At 70.8% G+C, this 17,002-nt stretch carries 18 protein-coding genes; 4 read left to right on the top strand and 14 right to left on the bottom strand.

What is annotated here, in order from left to right:
* Nucleotides 1–4 precede the first annotated feature (4 nt).
* The 6 genes from cbiE to AB0D93_RS38675 form a co-directional block, all read right to left on the bottom strand.
* Nucleotides 5–1,225 carry a precorrin-6y C5,15-methyltransferase (decarboxylating) subunit CbiE gene (gene cbiE, locus AB0D93_RS38700; protein ID WP_362130497.1) on the bottom strand — a complete coding sequence of 407 codons (1,221 nt, stop codon included), beginning with the start codon at nucleotides 1,223–1,225 and terminating at the stop codon, nucleotides 5–7.
* An 86-nt stretch (nucleotides 1,226–1,311) separates the two neighbouring features.
* Nucleotides 1,312–1,950 carry a GNAT family N-acetyltransferase gene (locus AB0D93_RS38695; RefSeq protein ID WP_362130494.1) on the bottom strand — a complete coding sequence of 213 codons (639 nt, stop codon included), beginning with the start codon at nucleotides 1,948–1,950 and terminating at the stop codon, nucleotides 1,312–1,314.
* A gap of 131 nt (nucleotides 1,951–2,081) precedes the next feature.
* On the bottom strand, nucleotides 2,082–2,915 hold the full coding sequence (locus AB0D93_RS38690) for a MetQ/NlpA family ABC transporter substrate-binding protein (protein WP_362130491.1): 834 nt from the start codon (nucleotides 2,913–2,915) through the stop codon (nucleotides 2,082–2,084).
* Between the two features lie 79 nt (nucleotides 2,916–2,994).
* On the bottom strand, nucleotides 2,995–3,732 hold the full coding sequence (locus AB0D93_RS38685; RefSeq protein ID WP_362130488.1) for a methionine ABC transporter permease: 738 nt from the start codon (nucleotides 3,730–3,732) through the stop codon (nucleotides 2,995–2,997).
* Nucleotides 3,729–4,763: an ATP-binding cassette domain-containing protein gene (locus AB0D93_RS38680; protein WP_362130568.1), complete on the bottom strand. Its 1,035-nt coding sequence runs from the start codon at nucleotides 4,761–4,763 to the stop codon at nucleotides 3,729–3,731. The genes AB0D93_RS38685 and AB0D93_RS38680 overlap by 4 nt, the downstream gene beginning before the upstream one ends.
* A gap of 344 nt (nucleotides 4,764–5,107) precedes the next feature.
* A complete protein-coding gene (locus tag AB0D93_RS38675) occupies nucleotides 5,108–5,758 on the bottom strand; it encodes an HAD-IA family hydrolase (RefSeq protein ID WP_362130485.1) in 651 nt (216 codons plus the stop codon).
* 87 nt (nucleotides 5,759–5,845) lie between these two features.
* Between AB0D93_RS38675 and AB0D93_RS38670 the strand changes: the two genes are divergently transcribed.
* Both AB0D93_RS38670 and AB0D93_RS38665 read left to right on the top strand, forming a co-directional pair.
* The gene (locus AB0D93_RS38670; protein ID WP_362130481.1) at nucleotides 5,846–6,205 is read left to right on the top strand and encodes a hypothetical protein; all 360 of its coding nucleotides are present in this window, start codon (nucleotides 5,846–5,848) and stop codon (nucleotides 6,203–6,205) included.
* A complete protein-coding gene (locus AB0D93_RS38665) occupies nucleotides 6,186–6,626 on the top strand; it encodes a hypothetical protein (protein ID WP_362130478.1) in 441 nt (146 codons plus the stop codon). The genes AB0D93_RS38670 and AB0D93_RS38665 overlap by 20 nt, the downstream gene beginning before the upstream one ends.
* Here the strand turns inward: AB0D93_RS38665 and AB0D93_RS38660 are convergent.
* The 3 genes from AB0D93_RS38660 to AB0D93_RS38650 all read right to left on the bottom strand — a co-directional run bounded on the left by AB0D93_RS38660 (nucleotide 6,616) and on the right by AB0D93_RS38650 (nucleotide 8,934).
* On the bottom strand, nucleotides 6,616–7,113 hold the full coding sequence (locus AB0D93_RS38660; protein ID WP_362130565.1) for a GNAT family N-acetyltransferase: 498 nt from the start codon (nucleotides 7,111–7,113) through the stop codon (nucleotides 6,616–6,618). The genes AB0D93_RS38665 and AB0D93_RS38660 overlap by 11 nt on opposite strands.
* Before the next feature lie 45 nt (nucleotides 7,114–7,158).
* Nucleotides 7,159–7,665 carry a sigma-70 family RNA polymerase sigma factor gene (locus tag AB0D93_RS38655; protein WP_362130475.1) on the bottom strand — a complete coding sequence of 169 codons (507 nt, stop codon included), beginning with the start codon at nucleotides 7,663–7,665 and terminating at the stop codon, nucleotides 7,159–7,161.
* Between the two features lie 93 nt (nucleotides 7,666–7,758).
* The gene (locus AB0D93_RS38650) at nucleotides 7,759–8,934 is read right to left on the bottom strand and encodes a glycerophosphodiester phosphodiesterase (protein ID WP_362130472.1); all 1,176 of its coding nucleotides are present in this window, start codon (nucleotides 8,932–8,934) and stop codon (nucleotides 7,759–7,761) included.
* Between the two features lie 367 nt (nucleotides 8,935–9,301).
* Here AB0D93_RS38650 and AB0D93_RS38645 point away from each other — a divergent pair, with 367 nt between their 5' ends.
* Nucleotides 9,302–9,973, top strand: coding sequence for a lysophospholipid acyltransferase family protein (locus tag AB0D93_RS38645; protein ID WP_362130470.1), 672 nt, complete (start codon nucleotides 9,302–9,304; stop codon nucleotides 9,971–9,973).
* Between the two features lie 110 nt (nucleotides 9,974–10,083).
* Here the strand turns inward: AB0D93_RS38645 and AB0D93_RS38640 are convergent, their stop codons facing one another.
* From AB0D93_RS38640 to AB0D93_RS38620, 5 genes are all read right to left on the bottom strand, one after another.
* Nucleotides 10,084–11,607: an MFS transporter gene (locus AB0D93_RS38640; protein ID WP_362130467.1), complete on the bottom strand. Its 1,524-nt coding sequence runs from the start codon at nucleotides 11,605–11,607 to the stop codon at nucleotides 10,084–10,086.
* On the bottom strand, nucleotides 11,604–12,155 hold the full coding sequence (locus AB0D93_RS38635) for a helix-turn-helix domain-containing protein (protein WP_362130465.1): 552 nt from the start codon (nucleotides 12,153–12,155) through the stop codon (nucleotides 11,604–11,606). The genes AB0D93_RS38640 and AB0D93_RS38635 overlap by 4 nt, the downstream gene beginning before the upstream one ends.
* 84 nt (nucleotides 12,156–12,239) lie before the next feature.
* A complete protein-coding gene (locus AB0D93_RS38630) occupies nucleotides 12,240–13,211 on the bottom strand; it encodes an aldo/keto reductase (protein ID WP_362130462.1) in 972 nt (323 codons plus the stop codon).
* Between the two features lie 198 nt (nucleotides 13,212–13,409).
* Nucleotides 13,410–14,843, bottom strand: a complete 1,434-nt coding sequence (gene argH, locus AB0D93_RS38625) for an argininosuccinate lyase (RefSeq protein ID WP_362130459.1) — start codon at nucleotides 14,841–14,843, stop codon at nucleotides 13,410–13,412.
* A gap of 41 nt (nucleotides 14,844–14,884) precedes the next feature.
* Entirely contained in the window at nucleotides 14,885–16,078 is a 1,194-nt protein-coding gene (locus AB0D93_RS38620) for an argininosuccinate synthase (RefSeq protein WP_362130456.1), read from the bottom strand.
* Nucleotides 16,079–16,247: 169 nt separating this feature from the next.
* Between AB0D93_RS38620 and AB0D93_RS38615 the strand changes: the two genes are divergently transcribed.
* Nucleotides 16,248–17,002, top strand: a 755-nt coding sequence (locus AB0D93_RS38615) for a hypothetical protein (protein ID WP_362130453.1), incomplete at its 3' end; no start/stop codon positions are given.

Raw genomic sequence — 17,002 nt, 5'->3', positions numbered from 1 at the left:
AGGATCACGGGGCGCGATCGGGAAGAACCCCGCTCAGCAGGAACGCGACACTCCGCTCGGTCTCGGTCCAGGCGCGGGTGTCGAGTTCGACGGACTGCAGCAGCGCGCATTCGACCCGGTATCCGTGCTCCGTCAGGTCGCGTCCGACGAGTTCGGCCGCGTCGCGCGTCGCGGCGTGCGTGACGATGCGCTGCGGGCGCCGGTCGGCGACCGCGGAGACGACGGCCGCTCCCCCGCCGCCGACCCGGACGACGTCCGGCTCGGGCAGGTTCTCCAGGACGTGCGGTGCCGTGCCCTGGACCACTTGGAGTTGAACGCCGAAGCGCCGCGCGGCCGCGTCGGTCCGGGCGCACGCCCCGGCATCCCGGTCGACCGCGATGACGGCCGCGCCGGCGCGCGCGGCCTCGGTGGCGAACGCGCCGGAGCCGCAGCCGATGTCCCAGACGAGGTCGCCGACCCGGGGCCCGAGGCGGGCGAGTTGCGCGGCGCGCAGCAGTTCCGTCTCACCCTCGCCGAGGCCGTCGCCGTAGGACTCGTCGGGCTGGACCCAGCCGCGCGGACCGGCGCCGGGGTCGCGGCCGGCGATCCAGCCGCCGCTGTCCCCCGTGGCACCTCTTCCGGCGGGTCCTCCGATGACGATGACGACGTTGGGGTCGCGCCAGCTGTGGTCGGTGGCCGTGTCGGAGGTGACGACGGTGACCTGCTCGCGTTCGGTGCCCAGTTCCTCGCAGATGACGAAGGTCCGGTGGACGCCCTCCAGCAGGAGCCCGAGTTCGGCGGGTCCGGCTCCCGGTGCGGTGAGGACGGCGACCTTGGTGTGGGCGCGGCAGACGTTCACGGCCCGGCGCAGGGTGCGCGGGTGGGCGACGACGACCTGGGCGTCGTCCCAGGGCATGCCGGCACGGGCGAAGGCGGCCGCCACGGAGGAGACGGCGGGGACGACCTCGACCTCCAGGCCGAACTCCGGGGCGCGCAGGGTGCGTACGACGCCGAAGAAGCCGGGGTCGCCGTCGGCGAACACGACCGCGGTGCCGCGGTGGGCGGCGATCCTGCGGGCGGCGAGCGCGACACTGCCCAGGCGGATGCGTTCGGCGGCGGGCGGGACCTCGGGAAGCGCCAGGTGGTGGGCCGCGCCCGCCACGAGCGTGGCGGCGCCGAGGGCGGCGCGTGCCGCGTCGGTCAGCGGCGAGCCGTCCCAGCCGATCACCGTGACCCGGTCGGCCATCGTCGTCTCACTCCAGGTCTTCGCAGGTCGTCAGGGTTACGGGCCCTTAGCCGGGCCCCCTGAGCGTACCTGGTGAGGCTCGGGGGTCAGTTCCAGTCGGAGTACGCCGTGAAGCCACCGGTGTCGGCGAGCTGCTCACCGGCCCCGGCCAGGTCCTCCGGCAGCAGGCTCCAGACGATGACGTCGGTGCGGACATCGGTCCACGCGCCGTCCTCCGTCCTGCTGCGGGCTATCCACGCCCCCCGCAGCACGCCCTCGCTGATGCAGCCGATCTTCTGGGCGACCTGCTGGGAGGCGGTGTTGTCGGCGGCGGTGCGCAGCTCCAGCCGCTCGAACGCCTGGTCGCGGAAGAGCCATTGCGCGGTGACCAGGGCCGCCTCGGAGGCGTAGCCCTCACCGCGGGCCCACGGGGCGATGACGTAGGCGATCTCCGTGGAACGCACCCGCCAGTCGGTGTTGCGCAGATGGACGGTGCCGACCAGGCGCTGGGTGAGGAACTCGTCGACGGCGAACACGATGCCGCGGCCGCCGGCGCGTTCGGCGGGGGCCCGGGTGGTGATCCAGTCCCGGGCGTGGGCCTCCGTGTAGGGCTGTGGGACCGAGGTCCAGGCGGTGACCAGTTCGTCGTTCATCATCTCGGCGAAGGCGGCGATGTCCGACTCCTCGAAGGGACGCAGCACCAACCGCTCCGTGCTGATGGAGACGTTGGGAAAGGTGCCAGTCATGCGCCGCTCCGTAACTTCGGAAAAACCTTCAGTGCCTGCTGAACTGCCCAGCATGCAGCATGAGACCACTGAACCGCACGACGGGGTCCGCCCCAGGTGAGGGAGCGGACCCCGTACGTGTACGAGTCGGTTCAGAAGGACGGGATGACCGAGCCCTGGTACTTGTCCTCGATGAACTTCTTGACCTCGGGCGAGACCAGCAGCTTGGCGAGCTTCTTGACGCGCGGGTCCTTCTCGTTGCCCTTCTTCACGGCGAGGAAGTTGGCGTACGGGTTGTTCTTCGCCGACTCCAGGACGAGCGCGTCCTTGGCGGGCTTCAGGCCCGCGGAGATGGCGTAGTTGCCGTTCACGACGGCGGCGTCCACGTCGTCCAGGGACCGCGGGGTCTGGGCCGCCTCGACCTCCTTGAACTTGAGGTTCTTGGGGTTCTTGGTGATGTCCTGCGGGGTGGCCTCGTTGCCCGCACCGGACTTGAGGGTGATGAGCCCGTTGGTGGCGAGCAGCTTCAGCGCGCGGGCCTCGTTGACGGCGTCGTTCGGGACGGCGACGGTCGCACCGCTCTTCAGGGCGTCGGCCTTCTTGACCTTGTGGGAGTAGAGGCCGAGCGGCTCCAGGTGCACCGTGACGACGGGCACGATGTGCGTGCCTCGCTTGGCGTTGAAGTCGTCCAGGTACGGCTGGTTCTGGAAGTAGTTGGCGTCCACCGAGCCGTCCTCGGTCGCCGTGTTGGGCGTGATGTAGTCCGTGAACTCCTTGACCTCCAGGTCGAGGCCCGCCTTCTTCGCCAGGTTCTTCTTGACGAAGTCGAGGATCTCGGCGTGCGGGGTCGGGCTCGCGGCGACGACCAGCGGGCCGCTGTAGTCGGCGGAGGAAGCGGAGTCCTTGCCGGAGCCGCAGGCGGTCAGCCCGAAGGTGAGGGCTCCGGCGGCGAGGACGGCGGTGGTGAGCTTGGCGGTGTTACGCACGAAAAGTGCCTTTCCTTAAGGGTGGTGCGACCCCGTGTGTGGGTGAACGGGGAGTCTGTGGGTGCCGTGCAGAACGGCTCTAGGCGACCTTGCCGACGTCGGCCGCCGCCGGCTCCTCGGCCTTGAGCAGGCGGAGCTTCGGCGCCGGGCCGGAGCGGCCGCCGCGGCTGTGCAGGGAGCGGGCCGCGAGGTCGCCGGCGAACTGGATCAGGGAGATCACGACGGCGAGGATCGCGACGATGATCCACATCAGCTCGGTCTCGAAGCGCTGGTAGCCGTAGCGGACGGCGAGGTCGCCGAGGCCGCCGCCGCCGACCGTGCCGGCCATGGCGGAGTAGCCGATGAGCGCGATGATCGTGGTGGTGGTGCTGGCGATCAGCGAGGGCAGGGCCTCGGGGACGAGGACCTTGCGGACGATGGTCCAGGTGTTGCCGCCCATGGCCTGCACGGCCTCGACGAGACCGTTGTCCACTTCGCGGACAGCCGTCTCGACCAGCCGGGCGAAGAACGGGATGCCGCCGATGGCAAGCGGCACGATCGCGCCGGACGTACCGATCGTCGTCCCGGTGACCCAGCGCGTGAAGCTCATCAGGGCGACCATCAGGATGATGAACGGCATGGACCGGCCGACGTTCACGATCTGACCGATGAGCCTGTTGGCAAGGACGTTCTGCAGCAGGCCGCCCCGGTCCGTGAGGACGAGGAGGATGCCGAGCGGGAGCCCGGCGGCGACGGCGATCAGGGTGGACCACAGCAGCATCTGGAACGTCTCGGTACACGCCTGCGACAGCAGCGGCTGCATCTCGGACCAGGTCACTTGGCACCGTCCTTCACCAGCAGGGCCTCCTGGCCCACGACATCGATCTGCAGGCCCTGTTCGCGCAGGAATCCGATCGGCACCACGTTGTCCTCGTAGCGGCCGGGCAGTTTGATGCGCATGCGGCCGATCTGGAGGCCGCCGACGGTGTCGATGGCGGCGCCGAGGATCGAGATGTCGATGTTGTAGGTGCGGGAGAGCTGGGAGATGACCGGCTGGGTCGCGGCCTCGCCGTGGAAGGTGACGTCGACGACGGTCCGGTCGGCGCCCGTGCGCTCACCGCTCACCGGGAACAGCGCGGCGGCCAGCTCGGAGCCGGGGGTGGCCAGCAGCTCGCTGACCGTGCCGGACTCGACGATCCGGCCCTTCTCCATGAGGGCGGCGGAGTCGCAGACCGCCTTCACGACGTCCATCTCGTGGGTGATGAGCAGGACGGTCAGGCCCAGCTGCCGGTTCAGGTCGCGCAGCAGCTGGAGGATGGAGCGGGTGGTCTCCGGGTCGAGGGCGCTGGTGGCCTCGTCGGAGAGCAGCACCTTGGGGTCGCCGGCGAGGGCGCGGGCGATGCCGACGCGCTGCTTCTGGCCGCCGGAGAGCTGGGCCGGGTAGGCCTTGGCCTTGTCGGCGAGACCGACCAGGTCGAGGAGTTCGAGCGCCTTGCGGGACCGTTCCTTCCCGGACTTCCCGAGGATCTCCAGCGGCAGCTCGACGTTGTCCTGCACGGTCCGTGAGGAGAGCAGGTTGAAGTGCTGGAAGACCATGCCGATGCGGCTGCGCGCCCGGCGCAGTTCCTTGCCGGCGCGCGGGCCGCGACCGGCGAGGGCGGTGAGGTCGTCCCCGGCGACGGTCACGGTGCCGGAGGTGGGGCGCTCCAGCAGGTTGACGCAGCGGATCAGGGAGGACTTGCCGGCGCCGGACTGGCCGATGACGCCGTAGACCTCGCCTTCGCGGACGTGCAGATCGACGCCGTCGAGGGCGGTGACCTCACGGCCGCGGGAGCGGTAGACCTTGGTCAGGCCCGAGGTGGTGATCACAGGATTTCCGTCACTGTCGAGTGCGCGGGCGTGGGTGTGCCCGGGCACGGGTGCATGCGGTTCAGGCATGGAAGTGGATGTGCGCCTCGTGCGGACTGCGCGCACGGACATGCCACGGCTCTCGCTTCGGGGCGCGAGGCTCTCAGCTGATGCGGGGGCCCTCTGGAAGGCTCACATTCGGCGCATCAGGCGACACATACAACGAGCACCGGGCGTCATGGTCGCCTCGGTCGCAAGGGTGCGGCAGCTCGTCGTGGTCATGCGATCAGTAAACCAGACCTACGGTGCTGACCGGTCGCCGCTGTCCGGATAGTGGACAGCGGCGGACAGCCCAGGCCGGGCACTCAGCGGCGCACGGAGATCTCCACGCCCCCGTCGGTGACCAGTACCGACAAGGCCGACAGGTCCTTGACCACGAGGTCGGCGTCGAGTTCCTCCGCCCGGTGGGTTGTGGCCAACGCCACGGTGGTCATTCCGGCGGCGCGGCCCGCCGCGAGTCCGGCCGGCGCGTCCTCGAAGACGACGCAGTGGGCCGGGTCGACACCGAGCTGCCGGGCGGCGAGCAGGTAAGGCTCGGGGTCGGGCTTGCCGCGGGTGATGTCGTCGGCGGCGATCAGCGTCTTGGGCCGGATGCCTACGGCGTCGAGCCGGGCCTCGGCGAGCCGCCGGGTGGCGGAGGTGACGACGGCCCAGCGCTCGGCCGGCAGGACGTCCAGGAGGTCCCGGGTGCCGGGCAGCAGCCGCACACCGCCGTCGGGCACGTCGTCCACCTCCAGCTGCTCGACGCGCGCGACCGCCTCGGGGACCAGGCGGGCGGGCAGCAGGTCGGCGACTATCTCGGCGGCGGGCCGTCCGTGCAGCGCCACGCGCCCGAACTCCTCGGCGGTGATCCCGTACTCCCGGGCCCAGCGGGTCCAGCAGCGCTCGACGGAGTCGAGGGAGGAGACGAGGGTGCCGTCGTTGTCGAACAGGAGGGCGTGCGCATGAATCGTCATACTTAAACCCTACGGTGTGGTCTAGACCGTAGGCCTACGGGCGGGGTCGGCGGCCGACGCCCGTTTCCGCCGTAATAAGGTCACGGCATGCTCAATGCCCTGACGCTGGTGACCGGTGTCGCCGCGCTGTTGCTCGCCGCCTGGTGCGGCTGGGCCGCCTATCGGGACCAGCCGACCAAGGACTGGCACTTCATCGGCATGGCCGTGGTGTTCCTGTTCGCCCTGGTCCAGCTGGTGGTCGGGATCGTGCAGCTGGCGCGGGGCGAGAAGCCGGAGCAGGGCACGACGATCTTCGTGGCGTATCTGCTGGGCGCGTTCGCGTGCGTCCCGGCGGCCGGCTTCATGTCACTGGCCGAGCGGACCCGCTGGGGCTCGGTGACCGCGGCCGCCGGCGGTGTGGTGCTGGCGGTACTGGAGGTGCGGCTCTATGACATCTGGGGAGGTTGAGGTGACGGCGGTGGAGGAGAAGCCGACCCGGTTGATCAGCGGGCCGGGCATGCTGCTCGTCTGGTTCTACGGCGTGATGGTGGTCGGGGCGGTGTCGCGGTCGGCGTTCCAGATCTCCACGGAGTTCGACCGGGCGCCCCTCGCCTACACGCTGTCGGCGGTGGCCGGTGTCGTGTACGGGTTCATCACCTACACGCTCGTCCGGGGCGGCGAGACGGCCCGCCGGGCGGCACTGGTGTGCTGTGCCGCCGAGCTCGCGGGTGTGCTTCTCGTCGGCACCTGGACCCTGGTCGACCACTCGGCGTTCCCGGACGCGACGGTCTGGTCGTACTACGGGGCGGGGTACATCTTCATTCCGGTGCTGCTGCCGCTCTCCGCGCTGTACTGGTTGCGGAAGGCGCGGCACACGGTCAGGCCGTAGCCGCGTACGTCCCCGCCTGCTTCTCGAGGACGATCAGCTCCACCCCGTCCGCGCCCTTGGACCTGCCCACCGTCTCGTAGCCGGAGCGGCGGTACAGGCGGAGGTTGCCCTCGCTGCGGTGGCCGGTGAAGAGACGGAACTTGGTGGCGCCCCGCTCCTCCACCAGCGCCGCCTCGGCCGCGCGCAGCAGCCGGGCGCCGATGCCGTGACCCTGCAGACGGGGGTGGACGCAGAGCCTGCCGATGGCGGCCGCGCCGTCCTCGGCGACCTTGCCGCGCACCGCGCCGACCACCTCGTCGCCGAGCCGGGCGACGAAGACGCAGTCGGAGGCGACCTCCTGACGGACGGAGTCCAGGGTCTGGACGAGCGGGTCGATGCGGTAGTTGCCGTACAGCGCCGCCTCGCTCTGGAAGCACAGGTACTGGAGCTTGAAGATCTGCTCCGCGTCCTGTTCGGTCGCCACCGAGATGGTCACGCTCATGCCCATGTGCGCACGCCTCCCGCTCACCTGATCACCTGTCGTCCCTCACTCCTATCCCCGCGGTTCGCGAGCCGCAACCTCCGGTGTGAGCAATCGGCGCAGACATCCGAGACATCGGGAGCGTTCCGGGCCAAGACTGCCCTGTGAGATACCCAACTCCCCCGCGATCTCCCGGTATGTCAGGTCCTTCGGGGACAGCAGGGCCTCGATGAGCCGGGGGCAGCGGCCGGGCAGGCGGCGCACCGCGTCGCGCAGGGCACGGCGCCGGGCGGCGGCGAGGGCGAGCTGCTCCGGGCCGGGGCGGGTGTCGTCGGCCGGCTCGATGCCGTACGGGCGCTCGCGGCGGGTGGTACGACGGCTGCGGCGGGCCTCGGCGCGGACGGCCTTGCGCAGCCAGCCCTCGGGATCCAGCGGCGGCCCGTCACTCTCCAGCCGCTCCAGGAGCCGGAGCCAGACGGCCTGTTCCAGGTCCCCCGGCTCGCTTCCGGCGGCATATGCCTCGGCCGAGGCCTCGGCGGTGAGCAGCGGATGCAGGGCGGCAACCAAGTCGTACGTCATATGCGGAACGACGCGCCGCCCCGGACGCAGGTTTCCGGGACGGCGCGGAGTGAGCCCGAACGGGGTGCGCGGGAGACCGGTGGGTTGACGCGGTCAGCCCTGCCGGAAGTCGGCGCGGGCGAGCACGCCGGTGTCCGCGTTGTCGGTGAAGACGCCGTCGATGCCGGTCGCGAAGTAGGTCTTGAAGGCGCCGAAGGGGTCGCCGTAGGCGTCGGCCGCGCTGCCCTTGCGGTACTCGGCCGGGAGGAACGGGTTCTCGTTGCGCATGGTGTAGGGGTGCAGGACCAGACCCACCCGGTGCGCGTCGGAGACCAGGGTCGTCGGCTCGGCCAGGGTGCCGTCCGCGTTCTTGGGGATGACCAGGTCCAGGGTCGGTCCGATGCCCTGCGCGTAGCCGGCGATCTCCCGCAGGCCCTTGGGGGTGATCAGGTCGGCGACCGTGCGCGGGTCGCCCGCCTCGACGAAGTCGTAGGGGCGGCTGTCGGCGGTGGACAGCAGCACGACGAGCGGGTTGTCGACCAACTGGTTGAGCTTCTGGATACTGCTGGGCTCGAAGGACTGCAGGATGACGGGCGAGTTCCGGCCGTCCTTGCCGTACTTGCGCAGCAGCTTGGCGACCCGCTCCTCCAGGCCCAGGCCGAGCGCCCGGAAGTAGGTGGGGTGTTTGGTCTCGGGGTAGATCCAGACCTGCCTGCCGCGCTTGCGGGTCTGCTCGTCCTGCCACTTCAGGACCTCTTCGAACGTGGGTATCTCCCACCGCCCGTTGTAGAGGGTGTTGTGCGGACGGTTGGCCGGGATGCGCTCGACGGCGCGCAGGGTCTTCAGCTCGGCGAGGGTGAAGTCCTCGGTGAACCAGCCGGTGGTGGCGACGCCGTCCAGCATCTTGGTGGTCTTGCGGCCGGCGAACTCCGGGTGCGAGGCGACGTCCGTGGTGCCGCCGATCTCCGGTTCGTGCCGGCAGACCAGATGGCCGTCCTTGGTGGGCACCAGGTCACCGGCCTCGACCACGTCGGCGCCCAGGTCGAGCGCCAGGTCGTACGAGCCGAAGGTGTGCTCGGGGCGGTAGCCGCTGGCGCCGCGGTGGCCGATGATCGTCGGCACCGGCAGGCTCTTCAGTCCCCGGCCGCCCTGCCCGGCCGTCCGGGCCCCGGCGGCCTCGGCCGCGCCCGGCAGCCCGAGGACCGCTCCGCTCGCGCCGAACACCGCGGCGCCGAGGACCGCCCGCCGTCCGGTGCCCTGAGTCTTCTCGTTCGCCTGGTCGCTGCCCATCAGCGCCCTCCTGCCGTCCGCTCTTGAGTGCGGGCCGATCGTAGGGGTGCGGACATGACCGCAGGGAGACCTGGGCCGTAACACGGGGGTGCCGCCGTGTGTCGTGCGGGAGGCGTGTGGTGACGGTCCGTCGGCTTGGCCGGGCGGGATCCGGGCATCCGTGTGAGTGACGGCCGTACGCGATCTCCGTCACATCGTCGCGGGGACGTTACAGCCCGTCTCCGGTACGCCACCGCAGGTAAACCCGCGTCAACACTTCGTAAGACCTCGGTGAACCGGGCATCCCCGATGTGCGCCCGCACCGGAGCCGCGAGTAATGTCCTCACCTGCACAGACTCATATCGACCCCTCGACATCGGAGGACCCGTTGTCCCGCTTCGCGCTCATCAAGGCAGTGCTCGGACCGATCATGCGCCTGATGTTCCGCCCACAGGTGGAAGGCGTGGAGCACATCCCGGGGGACGGCCCGGTCATCCTGGCCGGCAACCATCTGACCTTCATCGACTCGATGATCCTGCCGCTGGTCTGCGACCGTCAGGTCTTCTTCATCGGCAAGGACGAGTACGTCACCGGCAAGAGCGTCAAGGGCCGGCTCATGGCCTGGTTCTTCACCGGCGTCGGCATGATCCCGGTGGACCGCGACGGCGGCCGGGGCGGTGTCGCCGCGCTGATGACCGGGCGCCGGGTGCTGGAGGAGGGGAAGATCTTCGGGATCTACCCCGAGGGCACGCGCTCGCCCGACGGGCGGCTGTACCGGGGGCGCACCGGTATCGCGCGGCTGACGCTGATGACCGGTGCGCCCGTCGTACCGTTCGCCATGATCGGCACGGACAAGCTGCAGCCGGGCGGCCGTGGTGTCCCGCGGCCCGGCAAGGTCACCGTCCGCTTCGGCGAGGCCATGGAGTTCTCGCGGTACGACGGGATGGACCGGGACCGGTACGTGCTGCGGGCGGTCACGGACTCCGTGATGGCCGAGGTCATGCGGCTGTCCGGGCAGGAGTACGTGGACATGTACGCCACGAAGGCCAAGGCCGCCTAGCGCCGCCGGCGGTTCGGCCGGTTGTCCGGGCGCGGGTGCCTCATGGTCGCTCGCGCCACGCGGCGGAGCCGCACAGTGAGCGGCCCCGCGCCCCTTCCGGGGCGCTTCGCTCACCCGGCGCTCTCCAGTTTCTGGTTCTTCAGCAGGAACCACGCCACCACCGCCGTTCCCAGCAGGACCGCCGCTCCCGCGCCCGAGGCCAGGTGCAGGCCGTGGACGAAGGAGTCGCGGGACGCGTCGAGGAGTGCCTCGGCCGTGTGCGGGGGCATTTTCGCCGCCGCCTCCACGGCCGCGCCCAGTGATTCGTGTGCCTGGGCCGGGGTGCCGGCCGGGCCGGTGAAGGCACGGTAGGCGCCCGTCACGATCGAGCCCAGCAGCGCGATGCCGAGGGCCGCGCCCAGCTCGTACGCCGTCTCGGAGACCGCCGAGGCGGCGCCCGCCTGTTCCCTGGGCACGCTGGAGAGGATCACGTCGGCCGTGACCGTGAAGGAGAAGCCGGCCCCGATCCCCACGACCAGGAGCGCGGCGCCGAGGATCGGGTAGCCGGTGGACCGGCCGAGGGTGGTCAGCGCGGCCAGGGCCAGGCCGACCGCCGCCAGCCCGCCCGAGACCACCGCGCGCACCGAGAAGCGCCGGGCCGCACGGCCCGCGACCAGGCCGGACGCCACCGCGCCGACCGCGGCGGGCAGTTCGGCGAGACCCGCCTCGAACGGGCGCCTGCCCTGGACGAGTTGCAGGTACTGGGAGAGGAAGAACACCAGGCCCGACATGCCGAGCACGGTCAGCAGGTCGGCGAGGACCGCCCCGCCGAAACCGCGGCGCCTGAACAGCCGCATGTCCAGCAGCGGCGTCGGCATCGTGAGCTGCCGGTGCACGAAGCCGTAGAGCGCGGCCGCGCCCAGCAGGCCCGCGGCGAGCGTGGGAGCGGTGACGCCGTGGGTGGCCGCCTCCTTGACCGCGTAGACGACGCCGATCATGCCGACGAGCGACAGGACCACGCTGATCAGGTCCCAGGGGCCGGGGGCGGGGTCGCGGGACTCGGGCAGGGTGCGGATGCCGACCAGGACCAGCACCGCCATCACCGGCAGGTTGATGAGGAAGACCGAGCCCCACCAGAAGTGTTCGAGGAGGAAGCCGCCGGTGATGGGGCCGACCGCCGTGCCGGCGGAAGCCGTGGCGCCCCAGATGCCGACCGCGAGGCTGCGCTCGCGCGGGTCGTGGAAGATGTTGCGGATCAGGGCCAGGGTGGCGGGCATCAGGGTCGCGCCCGCGACACCGAGGAGCGCCCGCGCCAGGATCATCAGTCCGGGGGTCGTGGCGTAGGCGTTCAGGACGGATATCGCGCCGAACGCCGTGGCCCCTCCGAGCAGGATGCGCTTGCGGCCGATGCGGTCGCCGAGACTGCCCATGGAGACCAGCAGACCGGCGATGACGAAGGAGTACACGTCACCGATCCACAGGAGCTGGGTGCCGGAGGGGTTCAGGTCTTCGCTGATGTAGGGGGTCGCCAGGCCGAGGACGGTGGCGTCGACGGCCACCAGCAGCACGGCCAGGACGAGGACGGAGAGCGCGAGCCAGCGGCCCGGGCGCTTCACCGCCTCCGTCGTCGCGGCCGGCTGCAGGGTGCTGGTCATGATTCCTCTCTTCGCACAGCGCCGCCGAGCAGCAGCTCGGCGACCATCGTCGGAAAGTCCCGGGCGGCCACGCGGCCGTCCAGGGTGGCCCAGGCGCAGGACGCGATCAGTCCGTAGAGCGCCTCGGTGAGCCAGACAGGTGTCAGGTCGATACGGAACTCGCCCGTCCGCTGTCCGCGCTGGAACACCGCTCCGATGCGGGTGTCCAGGTGGAGCCAGCCGCCGTTCTGCCGTTCGCCCTCCCACAGCTGGCTCTCGCCGTACAGGAAGGCCAGCAGCCCGGCGGCGGGCTGGATCTCGCGCACCAGCCTGCGTACGGCCTCGCTCGCGGTCCCTTCGTCCAGCCGGGCGCGGTCCAGCGCCGCCTCGCACTCCTCGATGCCGAGCGCCTCCAGCGCCCGCACGAGGGCGTCCCGCCCGGCGAAGTGTCGGTGCAGCGTGGCCCTGCTGATCCCGGCGGCCTTGGCGACCTCGTCCATGGTCGCGGTGGATTTGCGGGTCAGCAGGGCGGCCGCGCTGCGCAGCACCTGGTCACGGTCGAGAGCCATGAGACAAAGATAGCGCATGTGAGACATGAATGTCTCACAATAGGCATCCGTGGCTCACGCCGCTGGTGGCAGCAGGTCAAGGGATCAGTGCCAGGGCAGCTGTCCGCGCCGGTCCCAGTAGGCGCGCGGCTCCTCGGCGAGCGTGGCGAGGCGGGTCAGCTGGTCCACGTCGAGGTCCACGGCGGGCGCGTGGAGGTTGGAGACGAGCTGGGGAACGGTGGCGGCGCCGGAGAGGACGACACCGACCCAGGGCTGGCGCAGGATCCAGGCGAGGGCCACGGCGTCGCAGCCGAGCCCGGTCTCCTCGGCGACGGCCTTCAACGCCTCCGCCGCGTGCGGCTCGGCCAGCCGCCCGTTGGCCATGCCCTCCTTGACGATCACGGTGAGCCCGGCGTCGTGCGCCTCGGCGAGCGCGGGTCCCGCCGACTTCTCGAGCATGTTGTACGTCGACTGGACGGTACGGAAGAGGGGTTCGCCGTCGACCGTGATCGCGAGGGCGGCGCGGACGGCGTCGGCCTGGGCGGGGCCGCTGGTGGAGAAACCGATGGTCAGTCCCTCAGCGGCGGCCTCGGCGAGCCGCGCGTGCAGGTCCTTGTCGGTCAGGGCGGGGCTGTCCGGCGTCACCGAGTGGATCTGGTAGAGGTCGAGGCGGTCGCCGAGCAGCCCGTCGGTCTCGGCGCGCTGACGCTCGTACGCGGCGAGGCTGTGGTCCTTGACCTCGTGCTGTTCGGCCTCGGCGGACCAGCCGGCGGTGTAGGTGTAGCCCCACTTGCTGCCGACGACCACGTCGTCGATGTCGGGGCGGGCGTTCAGCCAGTCGGCGAGGAACTCCTCCGAACGGCCGTAGGAGCGGGCCACGTCGAAGTACCGCACGCCCTGGGCGTGGGCGGCGTCGAGGAGTTCGTGGGTACGGGTGCGGAGCGCGTCCGCGCTGCGGTTCTCGCCGAGGTCCTCTTCGCGGCCGAGGTTGATGTAGCCGGGACGGCCCACTGCGGCCAGACCGAGGCCGATGTGGCACGTCGGGGTCGTTGCTGTGGCGAGGCGGGCGAAGGGCATCGCGGGTTCCGTTCGGTCGGCTCCGGTACGGCTACCGACCAACGTAACCCGCGATGGCACTCCGTTCGGCGAGCCGGGGCGCCTGAGAGCTCGGGACTTGCCCTGGTTCGGCGAGGACCGGTCGTCCTCGGCCCGTCGCGCCCACGCGGCGGAGCCGCACATCGATGCAGCCCCGCGCCCCTTTCGGGACGCCGCCCCTCAGCTCTTCTTCTTCGCGGCCGCCCACTCGTGCTGCGCCGCCACGTCCGTCTTCAGCTCGGCCAGCTGGACGGCGACCGCGCTCGGCGCCGTACCGCCACGGCCGTTGCGGGAGGCGAGGGCGCCGGGGACGTTGAGGACCGTACGCACCTCCGGGGTGAGATGCGCGGAGATCTTCGCGAACTGCTCGTCCGTCAGGTCGTCCAGTTCCTTGCCCTCGGCCTCGGCCACCTTGACGCACTCGCCGGCGACCTCGTGCGCGACGCGGAACGGCACGCCCTGCTTGACCAGCCACTCGGCGATGTCGGTGGCGAGCGAGAAGCCGGCCGGGGCCAGTTCCTCCATGCGCTCGCGGTTGACCGTGAGGGTGGCGATCATGCCGGTGAAGGCGGGGAGCAGCACCTCCAGCTGGTCGCAGGAGTCGAAGACCGGCTCCTTGTCCTCCTGGAGGTCGCGGTTGTAGGCGAGGGGCAGGGCCTTGAGGGTGGCCAGGAGACCGGTGAGGTTGCCGATCAGGCGGCCGGACTTGCCGCGCGCCAGCTCGGCGATGTCCGGGTTCTTCTTCTGCGGCATGATCGACGAGCCCGTGGAGAACGCGTCGTGCAGGGTCACGAAGGAGAACTCCTTCGTGTTCCAGATGATGATCTCCTCGGCGATCCGGGAGAGGTTGACTCCGATCATCGCGGTGATGAAGGCGAACTCCGCGACGAAGTCGCGGGACGCGGTGCCGTCGATGGAGTTGCCGGCACTGCCGTGCTCGAAGCCGAGGTCCCTCGCCACCGCCTCCGGGTCGAGACCGAGGCTGCTGCCCGCGAGGGCGCCGGAGCCGTACGGTGAGACGGCCGTGCGCTCGTCCCACTGGCGCAGGCGCTCGGCGTCCCGGGACAGGGACTGGACGTGGGCCAGGACGTGGTGGGCGAAGAGGACCGGCTGGGCGTGCTGGAGGTGGGTGCGGCCGGGCATGGCGACGTCCGGGTGGGCCTCCGCGAGGCCGACGAGGGCGTCCTGGAGGTCGGCGATCAGCCCGCCGATGACGCGGGCGTGGTCCCGGAGGTACATCCGGAAGAGCGTCGCCACCTGGTCGTTCCGGGAACGGCCCGCGCGCAGCTTGCCGCCCAGGTCCGGGCCGAGGCGCTCCAGCAGGCCCCGCTCCAGGGCCGTGTGGACGTCCTCGTCGGCGATCGTGCCCACGAAGGAGCCGTCGGCCACGTCCGCCTCGAGCTGGTCCAGCCCGGTGATCATGCGGGTCAGCTCGTCCTCGGTGAGCAGGCCCGCCGTGTGCAGGACGCGCGCGTGGGCACGCGAACCGGCGATGTCGTACGGCGCGAGCCGCCAGTCGAAGTGGACGGACGCGGACAGCTTCGCCAGGGCCTCGGCGGGGCCGTCGGCGAAACGGCCGCCCCAGAGCCGTACGTCACCGCTGTTGCTGCTCACTTGCGCTGCTCCTAGAGAGAGGGTGGATGGAGGAACCGTACTCAGGCGAGGTCCCGCCGGGCGGCGATCTTGGACGACAGGCTGTGGATGTCGATGAAGCCCTTGGCCGCGGCCTGGTCGAAGGTGTCGCCGGTGTCGTAGGTGGCGAGGTTGAAGTCGTAGAGCGACGACTCGGAGCGACGGCCGGTGACGACCGCCCGGCCGCCGTGCAGGGTCATCCGGATGTCGCCGGTCACGTGCCGGCCGGCCTCGTCGACGAAGCCGTCCAGGGCGCGCTTGAGCGGGGAGAACCACTGGCCGTCGTAGACGAGTTCGCCCCAGCGCTGCTCGACCTGCCGCTTGTAGCGGGCGAGTTCGCGCTCGACGGTGACGTTCTCCAGCTCCTGGTGGGCGGTGATCAGGGCGATCGCGCCGGGAGCCTCATACACCTCGCGGGACTTGATGCCGACGAGGCGGTCCTCGACCATGTCGATCCGGCCGATGCCCTGGGCGCCGGCCCGCTCGTTGAGCTGCTGGATCGCCTGCAGCACGGTGACGGGCCTGCCGTCGATCGCGACCGGGACGCCCTCCTCGAAGGTGATGATCACCTCGTCGGCCTCCCGGGGCTGCGCCGGGTCGGCCGTGTACTCGTAGATGTCCTCGATCGGGGCGTTCCAGATGTCCTCCAGGAAGCCCGTCTCGACGGCGCGCCCGAAGACGTTCTGGTCGATGGAGTACGGGGACTTCTTGGTGGTGGCGATGGGGAGCTGCTTGGCCTCGCAGAAGGCGATCGCCTTGTCCCGGGTCATGGCGTAGTCGCGGACCGGGGCGATGCACTTCAGATCGGGGGCGAGGGCGACGATGCCGGCCTCGAAGCGGACCTGGTCGTTGCCCTTGCCGGTGCAGCCGTGGGCGACGGTCGTGGCGCCGTGCTTCTTCGCCGCGGCGACCAGGTGCCTGACGATCACCGGCCGGGACAGGGCGGAGACCAGCGGGTAGCGGTCCATGTAGAGGGCGTTGGCCTTGATCGCCGGGAGGCAGTACTCGTCGGCGAACTCGTCCTTGGCGTCGGCCACTTCGGCCTCGACGGCACCGCAGGCGAGGGCGCGCTTGCGGATGACGTCCAGGTCCTCGCCGCCCTGGCCGACGTCCACCGCGACGGCGATGACCTCGGCGCCCGTCTCCTCGGCGATCCAGCCGATGGCGACGGAGGTGTCCAGACCGCCCGAATAGGCGAGTACGACGCGCTCGGTCACGGGTTTCTCCTCACACTGCACCTGCTGTCATGCATGAGTATGCAGAGTTCTGCATGATTCGTCAATCGCGGGGGTTCTTGAACGGGGGAAACCGCTTTCTCGTACTTCTCGGTGCACGCAGGCGCCGCGTGGGTGACGACGACACTTCCCGACCGAGTGAGGCATCCGTATGTCCAGGGCTCTTCCGAAGTACGACAAACGACGCGTGGCGCTCATCGGCGATGCGACCGCGGTGATGCTCTCCGGTGCGGTGATCGCCGGATCGGCGCTGGCCGGGACACCCGCGAAGAGCGACAGCACCGCGCGGGCCCGCACTCTGGCGAGCCCCGGCACGATCACCTGCCCCGACGTCGCCGGCAAGCTCCCGGCCGTCCCCGCCGCCGCCAAGACCGAGGTCGACCGCAACCTCACCCTCCTGCAGACCCAGATCCAAGAGGCCAACACACGCCTGCAGAACACCGTCGGACAAGGCGGACCCCACTTCGTCGACAACGCCATCCTCGGACCCCTCAAGGACAAACGGACCTCCACCATCGACCGCATCGCCACCGCCATCGGCCGCACCACCACCAAGCCCACCGGGCTGGACACCCTGGCCGCCTGCACGCTGAACGCGAACGGCACCGGCACTTCGGGCGGCGGCGCCGGCACACCGAGCACGGACGCCACCCGGCAGGCGGGCACCGGTGCGGGCACGACGGCCTCCGGCGCCACCGGCCCCGGCACGATCACCTGTCCCGACGTCGCCGGCAAGCTCCCGGCCGTCCCCGCCGCCGCCAAGGCCGAGGTCGACCGCAACCTCACCCTCCTGCAGACCCAGATCCAGGAAGCCAACACACGCCTGCAGAACACCGTCGGACAAGGCGGACCCCACTTCGTCGACAACGCCATCCTCGGACCCCTCAAGGACAAACGGACCTCCAC

Source organism: Streptomyces sp. NPDC048191 (genome assembly GCF_040652655.1).
GTDB lineage: Bacteria > Actinomycetota > Actinomycetes > Streptomycetales > Streptomycetaceae > Streptomyces.
The sequence above is the reverse complement of the archived record's forward strand: the minus strand, read 5'-3'. Positions and strand labels throughout refer to the sequence as shown.

Bases quoted from the DNA above. Each gene is read 5' to 3' on its own strand.
- cbiE (WP_362130497.1), bottom strand. From the start codon at position 1,225: ATGGCCGACCGGGTCACGGTGATCGGCTGGGACGGCTCGCCGCTGACC.
- AB0D93_RS38695 (WP_362130494.1), bottom strand. From the start codon at position 1,950: ATGACTGGCACCTTTCCCAACGTCTCCATCAGCACGGAGCGGTTGGTG.
- AB0D93_RS38675 (WP_362130485.1), bottom strand. From the start codon at position 5,758: ATGACGATTCATGCGCACGCCCTCCTGTTCGACAACGACGGCACCCTC.
- AB0D93_RS38670 (WP_362130481.1), top strand. From the start codon at position 5,846: ATGCTCAATGCCCTGACGCTGGTGACCGGTGTCGCCGCGCTGTTGCTC.
- AB0D93_RS38665 (WP_362130478.1), top strand. From the start codon at position 6,186: ATGACATCTGGGGAGGTTGAGGTGACGGCGGTGGAGGAGAAGCCGACC.
- AB0D93_RS38660 (WP_362130565.1), bottom strand. From the start codon at position 7,113: ATGGGCATGAGCGTGACCATCTCGGTGGCGACCGAACAGGACGCGGAG.
- AB0D93_RS38655 (WP_362130475.1), bottom strand. From the start codon at position 7,665: ATGACGTACGACTTGGTTGCCGCCCTGCATCCGCTGCTCACCGCCGAG.
- AB0D93_RS38650 (WP_362130472.1), bottom strand. From the start codon at position 8,934: ATGGGCAGCGACCAGGCGAACGAGAAGACTCAGGGCACCGGACGGCGG.
- AB0D93_RS38640 (WP_362130467.1), bottom strand. From the start codon at position 11,607: ATGACCAGCACCCTGCAGCCGGCCGCGACGACGGAGGCGGTGAAGCGC.
- AB0D93_RS38635 (WP_362130465.1), bottom strand. From the start codon at position 12,155: ATGGCTCTCGACCGTGACCAGGTGCTGCGCAGCGCGGCCGCCCTGCTG.
- AB0D93_RS38630 (WP_362130462.1), bottom strand. From the start codon at position 13,211: ATGCCCTTCGCCCGCCTCGCCACAGCAACGACCCCGACGTGCCACATC.